10 protein-coding genes are annotated in these 13,926 nt (G+C 62.2%); 6 read left to right on the top strand and 4 right to left on the bottom strand.

Annotated elements, in window-relative coordinates:
* The first annotated feature begins 28 nt into the window (after positions 1 to 28).
* Complete coding sequence (locus LNV08_RS15935; RefSeq protein ID WP_263534706.1) at positions 29 to 409, top strand: PilZ domain-containing protein; 381 nt, start codon at positions 29 to 31, stop codon at positions 407 to 409.
* Here the strand turns inward: LNV08_RS15935 and LNV08_RS15940 are convergent, their stop codons facing one another.
* On the bottom strand, positions 410 to 1,258 hold the full coding sequence (locus LNV08_RS15940) for an alpha/beta fold hydrolase (RefSeq protein ID WP_263534707.1): 849 nt from the start codon (positions 1,256 to 1,258) through the stop codon (positions 410 to 412).
* Positions 1,259 to 1,389: 131 nt separating this feature from the next.
* Between LNV08_RS15940 and LNV08_RS15945 the strand changes: the two genes are divergently transcribed.
* From LNV08_RS15945 to LNV08_RS15955, 3 genes are all read left to right on the top strand, one after another.
* Positions 1,390 to 3,597 (top strand): molybdopterin-dependent oxidoreductase, encoded by a 2,208-nt coding sequence (locus LNV08_RS15945; protein ID WP_263534708.1) that lies wholly within the window; start codon positions 1,390 to 1,392, stop codon positions 3,595 to 3,597.
* Between the two features lie 258 nt (positions 3,598 to 3,855).
* Positions 3,856 to 4,062, top strand: coding sequence for a cold-shock protein (locus LNV08_RS15950; RefSeq protein WP_263534780.1), 207 nt, complete (start codon positions 3,856 to 3,858; stop codon positions 4,060 to 4,062).
* A 449-nt stretch (positions 4,063 to 4,511) separates the two neighbouring features.
* Positions 4,512 to 4,682 carry a hypothetical protein gene (locus LNV08_RS15955; protein ID WP_411969337.1) on the top strand — a complete coding sequence of 57 codons (171 nt, stop codon included), beginning with the start codon at positions 4,512 to 4,514 and terminating at the stop codon, positions 4,680 to 4,682.
* A 73-nt stretch (positions 4,683 to 4,755) separates the two neighbouring features.
* Here the strand turns inward: LNV08_RS15955 and LNV08_RS15960 are convergent, their stop codons facing one another.
* Genes LNV08_RS15960 through LNV08_RS15970 form a run of 3 tightly spaced genes read right to left on the bottom strand, consistent with a single transcriptional unit; the run spans position 4,756 to position 10,601 of the window.
* Positions 4,756 to 6,153 (bottom strand): efflux transporter outer membrane subunit, encoded by a 1,398-nt coding sequence (locus LNV08_RS15960; protein ID WP_263534710.1) that lies wholly within the window; start codon positions 6,151 to 6,153, stop codon positions 4,756 to 4,758.
* The gene (locus LNV08_RS15965; RefSeq protein ID WP_263534711.1) at positions 6,150 to 9,323 is read right to left on the bottom strand and encodes an efflux RND transporter permease subunit; all 3,174 of its coding nucleotides are present in this window, start codon (positions 9,321 to 9,323) and stop codon (positions 6,150 to 6,152) included. Before LNV08_RS15965 ends, LNV08_RS15960 begins: the two co-directional genes overlap by 4 nt.
* A 15-nt stretch (positions 9,324 to 9,338) precedes the next feature.
* Entirely contained in the window at positions 9,339 to 10,601 is a 1,263-nt protein-coding gene (locus tag LNV08_RS15970; protein ID WP_263534712.1) for an efflux RND transporter periplasmic adaptor subunit, read from the bottom strand.
* A gap of 101 nt (positions 10,602 to 10,702) precedes the next feature.
* On the opposite strand from LNV08_RS15970, the gene LNV08_RS15975 reads away from it, so the two are divergent.
* Both LNV08_RS15975 and LNV08_RS15980 read left to right on the top strand, forming a co-directional pair.
* Positions 10,703 to 11,413, top strand: coding sequence for a TetR family transcriptional regulator (locus tag LNV08_RS15975; RefSeq protein ID WP_263534713.1), 711 nt, complete (start codon positions 10,703 to 10,705; stop codon positions 11,411 to 11,413).
* Positions 11,414 to 11,550: 137 nt separating this feature from the next.
* A complete protein-coding gene (locus tag LNV08_RS15980) occupies positions 11,551 to 13,926 on the top strand; it encodes a YgiQ family radical SAM protein (protein ID WP_263534714.1) in 2,376 nt (791 codons plus the stop codon).

The raw sequence follows: 13,926 nt of genomic DNA on the forward strand, positions 1-13,926 counted from the left end.
GCTAGCATCAAAGCCAAGCATCAAAGCGGTGCAAAAGGAGCTTGCTATCAATACCGACCGCCGCCATTTCGCCCGTGTCGCCTTCGACGTCGAGGCCGAGTTGATCACCACACAAGAACACCTGAAAGCTCAGGTGCTCGACCTGTCTCTTAAAGGTGCCTTGCTGAACCTGCCCGGCGCGACCGAGTTGGCACTGAACCTGCCCTGCTTGCTCAAGGTGCGCCTGAACGACCAGGAAACCGTCATCGCCATGGCCGGCGAACTGGCCCATATCGAGGGCGAGCATGCCGGCTTTCTGTGTCGCAGCATCGACATCGAAAGCATCACCCACCTGCGCCGCCTGATCGAAATGAATCTGGGCGACGCATCGCTGGTGGAGCGCGAACTAGGCGCTCTGGTCAGCAACTGATCAGGCCTGAATAAAGCGCCGCAGCGTGGCAAACGCGGCCTCAGGGTCATCGCGCCATGCGCCGTGGCCAACGCCGGGGAAGCTGGCGAATTGCGCCCATTGCGCCGGCAAAGCCGCCGCGATGTCTCGTGCATCTTCAAGCGGGCAGACTGGGTCTTCCTCACCGGCCATCACCAAGACCGGGCATTGCGCCCGCGCGAGGCCGGGCAAGAGGTCCATGCCCTGCTTTTCACCGCCGACAAAGTGCAAGAGGATATCCTCGCGTAGCAAGGTACGCTGGCCGGCATCGGAGTCGCGCGGCTCGGTGCTGTTATAGAGCTTGCGGCAGCCGCTCCAATAAGCCGCCCATGAAGCCGGTGTCGGCTCGGTCCAGAACTTGTTGGCCAAATCCCGAGCCTGAGCGCCGCCGAGCTTTTCGAACATCGCCAGCTTGCGCGCCATCACCATATTCGGTGAGGTGCTGGACAGAATGATCTTGGACGCATGCTCGGGGTGGCGAGCCAGGTAATGCTGGGCCACGAAGCCGCCGAAGGACTGACCCAGCACGATAGGCTTGACGATGCCTAACGCGTCACACAAGCGCACCACGTCATCGGCCCAGGTATCCAGCGTCCATTCGGCGCGCGGCCGCTCATCGCTGCGGCCATGTCCTCGGTGGTCGTAATAGATGATTTGCACCAGGTCGGCCAGGCGGCTGAAGATAGGCTTGAACGCGCTGTGATCAAAACCTGGGCCACCGTGCAAGCAAAGCAGCGTCGGCTTTTGACGCAAAGCGGGGCCGTCCGGCACCCACTCAGGCCCTTCCACATCCACGAATAAACGCACGCCGCCGTCGATAGCTATCTTCATCGCTGCATCCTCGCCAGACAAAGGCGCAGTATGCAAGATAGCGCGCCGCTGTCGCCTAGAAGACCTGCATAGCGAGGCTCAGGCCACAGAATTCGCTCCAACCTTCGTCGATTGATTTGGAATGGAGAACCATGAACGACACGCTAAAGACGCATTACCGCATCTGCCCTTTATGCGAGGCCTGTTGCGGGCTGGAGCTTCAAACCCAAGGCGACAAGGTCATCAGCATCCGCGGCGCAGAGCAGGATGTGTTCAGCCGCGGCTTTATCTGCCCCAAGGGCGTGTCACTGAAGGACCTGCACGAAGACCCCGACCGCCTGCGCCAGCCTTTGATCAAACGTGAGGGAAGCTTTGTTGAAGCCAGCTGGGACGAGGCGCTGGGTGAAGTGGCCAAGCGTTTGTTGCCGGTGATTGAACAATACGGTCCCGATTCGATCGCCAGCGTGATTGGCAACCCTGCCGCCCACAAGATCAGCCTCTTGAGCTACTTCCCGCGTCTGGCCCGTGCCCTCGGCACGCGCAATATTTTCTCGGCCTCGACCCTGGACCAGATGCCCAAGCAGCTCTCGAGCGGCCTGATGTTCGGGCATTGGCTGTCGATCCCGGTACCCGATATCGAGCGCTGCGACTGGCTCTTGATCCTGGGCGCCAACCCCATGGTCAGCAATGGCAGCCTCTGGACCGTGCCCGACTATCGCGGCAAGGCCAAAGCGATGCGCGCCCGTGGTGGCCGCATCGTCGTGGTTGACCCGCGCCGCAGCGAGACGGCAGCGGCGGCCGACGAGCATCTGGCGATCCGGCCGAACGGCGATGTTTTCATGCTCTTGGCCATGGTCAACACGCTGTTCTCCGAAGGTCTGGTGCGCACCGGCCGGCTGGGCGAACACATCAACGGGCTGGAGGAGCTGCGCGCTGAGACCGCTAACTTCACGCCCGAGCGCATGGCGTCCGGTTGCGGCATTGATGCAATCACGCTGCGCCGCTTGGCCCGCGAGTTGGCCGCCGCCAAATGCGCAGCGGTTTACGGGCGGACCGGCACTTGCACGCAGCGTTTCGGCACGCTCAATAGCTGGCTGGTCGATGTGCTGAACATACTCAGCGGCCATCTGGATGCGCCCGGCGGCGCGATGTTCCCCAAAGCGGCGGCCTTCGCGGCCAATACCCAGGGCAAGCCCGGCAGTGGCCGAGGCATCAGCACCGGGCGGCGCAGCAGCCGGGTGTCCAGCGCGCCCGAGGTGTTTGGAGAAATGCCCATCACCTGCTTGGCCGAAGAAATCGAAACCGCCGGTGCCGGTCAGGTCCGCGCCTTGATCTGCATAGCCGCCAACCCGGTGCTGTCGACGCCCAACGGGCCGCGCCTTGCCCGCGCGCTCGAGGGCATGGACTTCATGCTCAGCCTGGATATCTACCTGAACGAGACCAGCCGCCATGCCGACGTGATCCTGCCGGGGCTATCGCCGCTGGAAGACCTGCACTTTGACGTCGCTTTCCCGCAGCTGTCATTTCGCAACCACGCCCGCTTTTCCGGCCCGGTGTTTGCCAAGCCAAACGGGCAGCCCGAAGAATGGGAAACCCTGTTGCGGCTGACGGCCATGCTCGAGGGCCGCGATTGGCGCGCCGATTTGACCGAGTTGGACGACGCTGCCATCGCCGCAGATCTGCAGCGCTTGGGACCCGCCACTGCCACCACCTTGTCACAACAACTCGCCGGCCTGCGCGGGCCGGAGCGCTTGATCGACTTGGCGCTGCGCACCGGGCCTTATGGTGGAGCCGCAGAGCAAGACCTGACCCTCGCCAAGATCAAGGCAGCCGATGGCGGCATCGACCTCGGCCCTTTGCAGCCGCGCATCCCCGAGTTGTTGCGCACGCCGTCCGGCCGCATCGAGCTGGCTCCGCCTTCGCTGCTGGCGGATCTGCAATATGTCGACGCGGCATTGAGCTTGCCGGCGCCCGAGTTCAGCCTGATAGGCCGGCGTGACCTGCGTTCGGGCAATAGCTGGATGCACAACCTGCCGCTGCTGGCCAAGGGACCGGAGCGCTGCACCCTGTTCATCAATCCGCAGGACGCCGCGCGGCTGGGTCTGGGCGACGGCAGCCAAGCCAAGCTCAGCAGCGACTTGGGCGAGCTGCAAGTGCGGGTGGCATTGAGCGTGGACATGTCGGCCGGTGTGGTCAGCCTGCCGCATGGCTGGGGACATGACTTGCCCGGCGTTCGAATGGCCATCGCAGGCATCAAGCCTGGCGTCAATCTGAATGCCCTGATGAATGACAGCCTGCGCGACCCGCTCTCCGGCAACGCCGTGCTCAGCGGCGTGGCGGTCAAGATTTATGCCGCATGAGTCAGAGAAAACTCAAACTCCTCGACAGAGCTATAACTTTCGTGTTACATTCATCGGATAGATACGCACAAGACCGTTTCTTCAAGGTCTTCAATCTGCAGCCCCGCCGTACGTACGCTTTATTCGTCGCGCTAGGCTCGCTTCAGTTTCAACTCCCCGTTTGACTGTTCTTGAGTGTTTCTGTCTTCGAAGGTCTCGCGTTGTCGCGAGCCGCGAAGTGTTTTTTATTTTGTTCAAAAGGAACACATCATGACAACAATGCAAACTGGCACCGTGAAATGGTTCGACGACGGCAAGGGCTTCGGCTTCATCACGCCTGAAGACGGCTCCAAGGATCTGTTCGCTCACCACAGCGAAATCCGCAACAACGGCGGTTTCCGCACTTTGGCCGAAAACCAAAAGGTTGAGTTTGAAGTCAAGCAAGGCCCTAAGGGTCTGCAAGCTTCGAACATCCGCGGCCTGTAAAAGCCCCGGTACGGCGCGCAAGCGCCGTCACTAAAAAGGGTTGGCGCGCAAGTGCTGACCCTTTTGTTTTGATTTACAAGTTTTGCCCGTTTCAAATTTGATCTCACCAGATCAAACGGTTTTGCCCCCAACAAAACCAATGCGCCCCATTGACCCACAATGCGCCGCAGTTTCACCTTGCCAAAATAATTACAAATCCAGGCAAGCGAATATCAAGGTCGGCCCATTGAGCCCGGCACCTGTCAAGCGCCCACCAAGCCAAGACCAAGCCATTACCGTCGTTTGAGGCCACGAAGACTCACGACCCCATGCGCGACCCCCGATCACGCAGTCAATAAGCAAATCCCCTTCGCCATATCGCGCCGCGACATCTGTCATGGCGCACACCTCTCTCAAAAAAAATGCAAACTAAAAACAGCATTGAGGTGGGCAAATATCTTGTCTCACCCATGATCAAACCCCAGGACGATGGCAGTTTTGCTGCGTCTGTTTCAATCCGCTCAGGTCGCGGCATGGCCAGCCATGACCGTGTGATGCGCTTCACCCCGCGTTTCATCAGCCAGCGCGCTGCGATGCGCTACGCCACGTCCGAAGGCTTGGCCTGGGTGCGCGCGCATTGATGCACGCGAACTCATAAGCCAATAAGAAAAGGCGCTCCGAGGAGCGCCTTTTTGCGTTCAAGCGGCCGGCAAGTTAGCTCTTGGCCAGGCCGCCGCCCAGCGCCTTGTACAACTGCACATTGTTCAGCAGCAAACCCAGGCGGGTCTGCAACAAGGCCTGTTGCGCGGCATAACTGGCACGTTGAGCGTCCAGCAGCTCCAGGCTGTTCGATGCGCCATTGGCAAACCGCAGCTCCACCAAGCGCAGCCGCTCGGCCTCGGCGCGCGCCTGCTCAAGCTGTGCCTGCGTTTGCTCCGCATAAGTGGCGCGGCCCGCCAAGGCGTCGGCTACTTCACGGAAAGCCTGTTGCACCGCCTTTTCGTACTGCGCGACAGCAATCGCTTGCGCCGCTTTGCTGGCTTCCAGATTGGCCTGATTGCGCCCGGCATCAAAGATCGGCATCAGCGCTTGCGCACCCAGACTCCAGACCGTGTTGCTGAACAGCTGCGACAACTCATTGCTGGCCGTCCCCAAGCTGGTGGTCAGGCTGATGGACGGGAAAAAGGCCGCCCGCGCTGCGCCGATATTGGCGTTCGCCGCAATCAGCAATTGCTCCGCCTGCAAGACATCGGGGCGTTTGATCAAGACCTCGGACGGCAGGCCGGCCGGCAGCTCGAACACCTGAGCGGCCGCCAATTGCTGGCCTTGAGCCAAGTCGCTTGGCAGGGGCTGGCCGAGCAGCAACACCAGGCCGTTCTCGCTCTGCTCGCGCTGGCGCTTGGCCTGTGCGAGGCTGGCGCGTGCAGCCGCCGCAGCGGACTCGGCAGAGCTCAGGTCCAGGGCCGAGCCGGCGCCGCCGTCAAACTTCATGCGCGTCAAGCGCAAGGTGTCCTCGCGGGCGGCCAAGGTCTGGCGGGCCAAGAGCAGGAGCTCCTGGTCGGCTTGCAGCGCCAGATAGCTGGAAGCCACGCCGGCCACCAGGCTGATTTGCGCTGCGCGGCCACCCTCCGCGCTGGCCAGGTAACGCGCCAGCGCAGCGTCACTTTGGCTCTTCACGCGCCCGAACAAATCGAGCTCGAAAGCGCTGATCTGCAGTCCGGCCTGGTAGTTATTGCTGCTACCTCCGCTGCCGTCTGTTTTGGGCTGCCGGTTGGCGCTGAGGCCGGCATTGACGGTCGGCCAACGGTTGGCGTCAGCCACCCGCGCCAGCGCGCGTGCCTGCTCGACATTGAGCAGCGCCACGCGCAGATCGCGGTTGTTCTTGAGGGCGATTGCGATCAGCTCGCTGAGCCGGGCGTCGGCGGCGTAGAAACTCTGCCAGGGCAGCTCGACCGCCGAAACAGCGGCCGAGGAGCTGCCTTCGGCATGAAGCCAGGTGGCAGCCACCGGCGCCGCCGGCGTCTTGTGCTCAGGCGCCAAAGACATGCAAGCGCTGAGCAGCAGGGTTGATGCTGCCGCAATCAGACTGATTGAAAAACTTGGGCGAATCATGGTGCTTGCTCCTGAGTCGATGCTGGAGCGACACCAGCACCGAGATGATGTTGGGCGCTGAGCTGGCGTTGCCGCTCGGTGCCCGGGAAGATGCGCCGCACCACCAAGAAGAACACGGGCACGAACAAGACCGCCAAGACGGTGGCCGAGATCATGCCGGCCATCACACCGGTACCGATGGCGCGCTGGCTGGCCGAGCCCGCGCCGCTGGCGAACACCAAAGGCATCACACCCAAGATGAAAGCCATCGAGGTCATGATGATGGGCCGGAAGCGCAGATGACAGGCTTGCAGAATCGATTCGATCAGCCCCAGGCCCTCGGCCTGCAAGTCCTTGGCGAACTCGATGATCAGGATCGCGTTCTTGGCCGACAGGCCGATGATGGTGATCAGGCCCACTTTCAGAAACACGTCATTGGGCATGCCGCGCAGCGACACGCCAGCCAAGGCTCCCAGCAGGCCCAGCGGCACCACCAGCAGAACCGCCAGCGGAATGGTCCAGCTCTCATACAGCGCAGCCAGGCACAAGAACACTGCCAGCAGCGAGAACACCAGCAGGATGGTCGCCTGCGAGCCCGACAGCTTTTCTTCACGCGACAGCCCGGTCCACTCATAGCCGATACCGGCCGGCAGCTTGGTGATCATCTGCTCGAGCTCCTTCATCGCGTCGCCGGTGGAAGAGCCCACAGCGGCATCACCGGCCAGACGCATCGCCGGGTAGCCGTTGTAGCGCACCGCCTGCATCTGACCGCTGGTCCAATGCGTGGTGGCGAAGGCCGACAGCGGCACACTCTTGCCCAGGTTGTTGTTGACATTGAGCTTGAGCAAGTCCTCCGGCTTCATGCGCGCGGCGGCCTCGGCCTGCACGATCACGCGCTGCAACCGTCCACTGCTCGGGAAGTCATTGATATAGGCCGAACCCAGCTGGGTGCCGATTACCGCCGCCACCGACTCATAGGCGACGCCCAGGGCATTGGCCTTGTCGCGGTCGATCTCGACCTGCAGCTGCGGCGCGTCTTCCAGACCGTCCGGCCGCATGCCGGTGATGACCTTGCTCTTGGATGCCATGCCCATCAGCTGATTGCGCGCATTCAGCAAGGCCTCATGGCCTAGGCCGGCGCGGTCCTGCAGACGCAGGGCGAAGCCAGAGGCCGTGCCCAGCTCGGGGATGGGCGGCGGCGAGAGCGGGAAGATGAAGGCATCGCGCACCGCCATCATCGCGCCGAAGGCTCGCCCGGCCAGCGCCTGCGCGCTGTGCTCGGGGCCATGGCGTTCGCTCCAGGGCTTCAGCGGCACGAACACCAGCGCGGCATTCTGGCCCTGGCCGGAGAACGAGAAGCCGATCACGCCGACGGTGGCTTGCACCTCGGGCTGCTTGAGCATGAAGTCTTCCACCTGCTTGACCGCAGCTTCGGTGCGATTGGTCGTCGCACCCGGCGGCAGTTGCACATTGACGATCAGATAGCCCTGATCTTCATTGGGTAGGAAGGAGGTTGGCATGCGCACATAGAGCAGGCCGACGACGGCGACCAGCGCCACATAAATGATCAAGACCCGACCGCTGCGGCGCAGCAGCTTGGCGACCCAGCCCTCGTAGCCCTTGGCGGTGCGCGAGAAACCTCGGTTGAACCAGCCGAAGAAGCCGGTCTTGGCATGGGCATGGCCGGCCTGCACCGGCTTGAGCAGCGTCGCGCACAGCGCCGGCGTCAGCGTCAGCGCCATCAACGCGGACAAGAGCATCGCCGCCACCATGGCGAGCGAGAACTGGCGGTAGATATTGCCGACCGAGCCGGCAAAGAAGGCCATCGGCACGAACACCGAGACCAGCACCACGGTGATGCCGATGATGGCGCCGGAGATCTGCCCCATCGCCTTGCGGGTGGCCTCCAGCGGCGACAGGCCCTCCTCGTTCATGATGCGCTCGACGTTCTCGACCACCACGATGGCATCGTCAACCAGGATGCCGATCGCAAGCACCATGCCGAACAGCGTCAGCACGTTGATGGAAAAACCCATGGTCAGCATGATGGCAAAGGTGCCCAGCAAAGCAATCGGCACGACCAGGGTCGGGATCAAGGTGTAGCGCCAGTTCTGCAGGAACAGATACATCACCAGGAAGACCAGCACGATGGCTTCGAACAAGGTCGTCACCACTTGCTTGATCGAGATGTCGACGAACTTGGACGAGTCGTAGGGGATCTCGTAATTGACGTCCTCAGGGAAGTAGCGCTGCAATTCCAGCATGCGCGCCTTGACCGCATCGGCGGCCGCCAGTGCATTGCCGCTCGGCGCCAGCTGGATGCCGATGCCGGTGGATGGCTTGCCGTTCAGGCGCGAGTAGGAGCCATAGCTCTGGCCACCCAGCTCAATGCGGGCGACGTCCTTGAGGCGCACGCTTGAGCCGTCGGCGTTGGCGCGCAGCACCACATTCTGGAACTGCGCAGCACTCTCCAGCTGACCCTTGACCACCACCGTGGCCGACATGGTCTGAGTCGACAGATTCGGCAGATCACCCAGCGTGCCGGCTGGCACCAAGGCGTTCTGATTGCGGATCGCGTTATTGACTTCGGACGGGCTGATATTGAAAGACAACATCTTGGCCGGGTCCAGCCAGATACGCATCGCCCGCTCGGTGCCGAAGAGCTGGGCCTGGCCGATGCCGGGCAGGCGCTGGATCTCGGGGATGATGTTGCGCGAGGCGTAATCACCCAATTGCACGGGATCCATGGTCCCATGCTTGGACGACAAGGTGACGAACAATAAGAAGTTGCTGCGCGCCTTGTCGATGCGCACGCCCTGCTGGACCACGGCCGAAGGCAGACGCGGCGAGGCGCGGCCCATGCGGTTCTGGATCTCGACCTGAGCCAAGTCGATATTGGTGCCGGGCTCGAAGGTGACGGTGATCGCACCGGTGCCGTTGGCCTGGCTGACTGATTCCAGATAGGCCAGACCGGGCGCGCCGTTGAGCTCTTGCTCGATCACGGAAATAACGCTCTCGTCCAGGGTCTTGGCCGAAGCTCCCGGATAGACGGTGCTGATGACCAGCGACGGTGGCGCCACGGTCGGATACTGGGCGACCGGCAATTTGGTGATGGCGACAGCGCCAAACACCAAAATGAACAGCGCAATCACCCAGGCAAAAATCGGTCGATCAATGAAAAAACGTGCCATTGCGTGACCCTCCGCTTAGTGGCTGGCAGCCGAAGCTGCAGCCATAGGCGCGGACGCCGAAGCGGCTGGAGCCGAAGCTGCCATCCAAGGCACCGGCGTCACCGGCGCGCCGGGCACGAACATCTTCTGGAAGCCGTCAACAATGACTTGCTCGCCGACCTTCAGACCCTCCAGCACCACCCATTGATTGCCGGCTGCTTGGCCGATCTTGACCTGTCGCGCCAGCGGCTTGTTGTCGGGGCCAACGACCAGCACCGAGTCACCCTGATTGCCCCGCTTGACCGCTTGCTGCGGCAGCAGAATACCGGCCGGCAACTCGGCCTGCACCAGACGCACCCGCACATATTGGCCGGGCAGAAGCTGAACTTCAGCATTCGAGACTTCGGCACGCAGCGTCACTTGACCCGAAGTGGGGTCCACACTCAAATCGGTGAACAGCAGACGACCGGGCTGCTTGAGCTCGCTGCCGTCATCCAACACGATGCGCACTTCCGCCGCGGGCTGGCCCGTCTTTGAGCCGAGCTTGCGCAATTGCCCTGCATTCAGTGCCCGGCGCAATTGCTGCACCTCGTTGGCGCTTTGGGTGAAGTTAACGAACACGCTGGAGGTTTGCTGAATCAGCGCCAGCTGTGTCGCTTCCGCTGCACTGACCAAGGCGCCCTCGGTCACCAGCGCACGCCCGATGCGGCCGGAGATCGGTGCCGTCACATGGGCATAGTCCAGATTCAATTTAGCGCCAGTAATGGTCGCTTTGGCTGCGGCCACATCGGCCTCGGCGGACTTGGCGGACGCGACCGATATCAAGTATTCCTGCTGCGAGATCGCCCTGCCCTCATACAAAGGCTTGTTGCGTTCCGCTTGCGCCGCTGCCTGGCTCAGATTGGCCTGCGCCTTGGCCAAGTTGGCCTGCGCGCTGTCCAGCGCGGCCTGGTAGGGCGCGGGGTCGATCTGGAACAAGGCCTCACCGGCTTTGACTTCAGCACCTTCGGTAAACAAGCGCTTGAGCACCACGCCATTGACGCGCGCCCTCACCTGCGCGGTGCGCAAGGCTTCGACCCGACCGGGCAATTCGGTCTGCAAGGCCACGGCCTGCTGCTGAGCGCTGATCACGCCAACCTGCGGTGGTGGGGGCGCGCCACCTCCGGCTGCGGGCTTGTCGGTGCCGCCGCCACAGGCACTCAATGCGGCAGCCACGGCGATGACCAAGGGAATCAGATAGAGAACCCGAGCGCCGGTACTCAGCGCGCGTGGGGTCAAAGATGCGTTTTTTGTCGGCATGGTGATGGGAGGCAAATGTGTTGAGGCAACTGAACAAGAATGGCTCGCATTCTATACATACATTCACGCATGTATGTAAATAGGGTTAAAATATCCCCACGATGGCCAGAAAAACCAAACTCGAAGCACAGGAAACGCGCAACCGCTTGCTCGACGCAGCTGAACTGCTGTTCCAGCAACGCGGCGTCTCACGCTGCTCGCTGCAGGACATTGCCTTGGCGGCGGGCGTGACGCGCGGGGCGATCTACTGGCATTTCCAGGACAAGGCCGAGTTGTTCAACGCGATGATGGAGCGCGCCACCATGCCGCTCGAAGAAGGCATGCACCCGCCCAGCGCGGCCGCCGCCCACCTGACGCTGACGGAATTGCGCTGGGGTTTGGTCAACGTTTTCTACTCTGCCATGCACAACGAACGCACCCGCCGGGTGTTCGAGATCGCGATGCAAAAGGTCGAGTACACCGGCGAGATGCAGGCCCTGCAGGAGCGCAAACTTGCCTCGCACCGCGAGTGGCGCGAGCAAAATCGCGCCGCGTTCAATCACGCTGTGGGCTTGGGCCAATTGCCTAGCAGCCTGGACACGCGCATCGCGGCGGTCTCCCTGGTCGCCCTGGTGGACGGGCTGCTGCACCAATGGATGATGGACCCCAGCTCCTTCGATTTGCTGGAAGTCGGGCAAGCTGCTGTGGAAGGCTTCTTGACCAGTTTGGCCTCCAAGGACGTTAATTTGCTGCCGCCAATGAGCGAGGAAGAGCGCACTCGGCTCGGGCAAGTCGGAATTTGCAGGCGCAGCAGCCAGCTTGATACGCAGTAGCTGTAAGTCCGATTCATCAGCAAAGCATGAACAAAGCCCGCCACTTGCTGGGCTTAAGCCCTTGATTTTTGATGGCAATGAGCGGGTTTGTCCTAAGTCAGGGACAATCGCGGGTTGCTCTCCAAAGAATTGCCGCCGTGTCCGCACACCCAACCCTCACCGCACCGAAACCAGTCAAGGCCCTGACGGCTTATCGCCCGTTCTGGGCCAAGCGTTTTGGTCACGCCCCTTTTCTGCCCATGAGCCGGGCCGAGATGGATCAGCTCGGCTGGGATTCCTGCGACATCATCATCGTCACCGGCGACGCCTATGTGGACCACCCGAGCTTCGGCATGGCGGTGATTGGCCGCACGCTGGAAGCGCAGGGTTTCCGCGTCGGCATCATTGCCCAGCCCGATTGGCAAAGCGCCGAGCCTTTCAAGGTCTTGGGCAAACCGAATCTATTTTTCGGCATCGCCGCCGGCAATATGGATTCGATGATCAACCGCTACACGGCCGACCGCAAGATCCGCAGCGACGATGTCTACACGCCGGGCGGCCAGGGCGGCAGCCGGCCCGACCGCGCCACGCTTGTCTACACCCAGCGCTGCAAAGAAGCCTGGAACGAGGTGCCTATCGTGATCGGTGGCATCGAGGCGTCGCTGCGCCGCATCGCGCATTACGACTACTGGCAAGACAAGGTGCGCCGCTCGGTGCTGGTCGACTCCAAGGCCGATCTCTTGGTCTACGGCAATGCCGAGCGCGCCATTGTCGAGATCGCCCACCGCTTGGCCGCGCGCCAGCCGGTCGAGAGCATCACCGATGTGCGCGGCACCTCCTTCATGCGCCGCACCGATGATCCGACCTCGCATGAATGGTTCGAGCTGGACTCCTCCTCCGTTGATCTGCCCGGCCGCATCGATGCGCATATCAGCCCCTATCAGACGATTGAAGAGACCGCCACCGACAAGGCCGCCGCCTGCGTGACCGGCCAGGTCAAGGCGCCCGGCGACGACGGCAGCAAGCCGATCAAGATCGTGCGCATGGCCAGCGCCGCCGTGGCTGCAGCACCTCTGTCCGGCAAGATCCAACTGCCAGACCGCGCTCGCACCGTCGTGCGCCTGCCCTCTTACGAGCAAGTCAAGAGCGACCCGGTGCTGTATGCCCACGCCAACCGCGTCTTGCACCTGGAGACCAACCCGGGCAATGCCCGCGCGCTGGTGCAAAAGCACGGTGACCGTGACGTATGGATCAATCCTCCGCCAATCCCGCTGACGACGGCCGAGATGGACCATGTGTTCGATCTGAACTATGCGCGCTCACCGCACCCGCGCTATGCCGACGAGAACGGCAGCCATGACGGGACAACCAAGATCCCGGCCTGGGAGATGATCCGCTTCAGCGTCAACATCATGCGCGGCTGCTTCGGTGGCTGCACTTTCTGCTCGATCACCGAGCACGAAGGCCGCATCATCCAGAGCCGCAGCGAGGACTCGGTGATCCGCGAAATCGAAGAGATGCGCGACAAGGTCAAGGGCTTCACCGGCGTCGTTTCCGACCTCGGGGGACCTACCGCCAATATGTACCGCATCGGCTGCAAGTCGCCCGAAATTGAAGCCGCTTGTCGCAAGCCGTCTTGCGTCTACCCCGGCATCTGCTCCAACCTCAACACCAATCATGATCCGCTGATCAAGATGTACCGCCGCGCGCGGGCCTTGAGGGGCGTGAAGAAGATTCTGATCAGCTCCGGCCTGCGCTATGACCTGGCCGTCAAGTCACCCGAATACGTCAAAGAACTCGTAACGCATCATGTCGGCGGCTACCTGAAGATCGCGCCCGAGCACACCGAGAACGGGCCGCTGACCAAGATGATGAAGCCCGGTATCGGCACTTACGACAAGTTCAAGCAAATGTTCGAACAGGCCAGCGAAGAAGCCGGCAAGAAGCAGTATCTGATCCCTTACTTCATCGCCGCTCATCCGGGCACCTCGGACGAGGACATGATGAATCTGGCGGTCTGGCTGAAGAAGAATGGCTTTCGCGCCGATCAGGTGCAGACCTTCTACCCCAGCCCCATGGCCACGGCCACAGCGATGTACCACACCAGCAAGAATCCGCTGAAGAAGATCACCCGCAGCGCAGAGACCAGCGAGACGGTGGACATCGTGCGCGGCGATCGCCGCCGGCGACTGCACAAGGCCTTTTTGCGCTATCACGATGCGAACAACTGGCCGCTCTTGCGCGAGGCTTTGCAGACCATGGGCCGGGCCGATCTGATCGGTAACGGCAAATATCATCTGATTCCGACCTATCAGCCGGTCACCGACGGTAGTTACGAGAGTGCGCGGCGCAAGAACTCGACGCCGACCGGCGCGGCAAAACCTGCGCTCGGCAGCAAGCCGCGCCCAGGCCAGATCCTGACCCAGCACACCGGCCTGCCACCGAGAGATAACGGATCACGGCCGGCGCCGCGCCGATCGACATCCGCTACGACGGTCAGCACCGGCGTACGTCGCCCGCAGACGAAGAAGTAA

The organism is Paucibacter sp. TC2R-5, from assembly GCF_025717605.1.
In the GTDB taxonomy this organism is placed as follows: Bacteria; Pseudomonadota; Gammaproteobacteria; order Burkholderiales; family Burkholderiaceae_C; genus Paucibacter_A; species Paucibacter_A albus.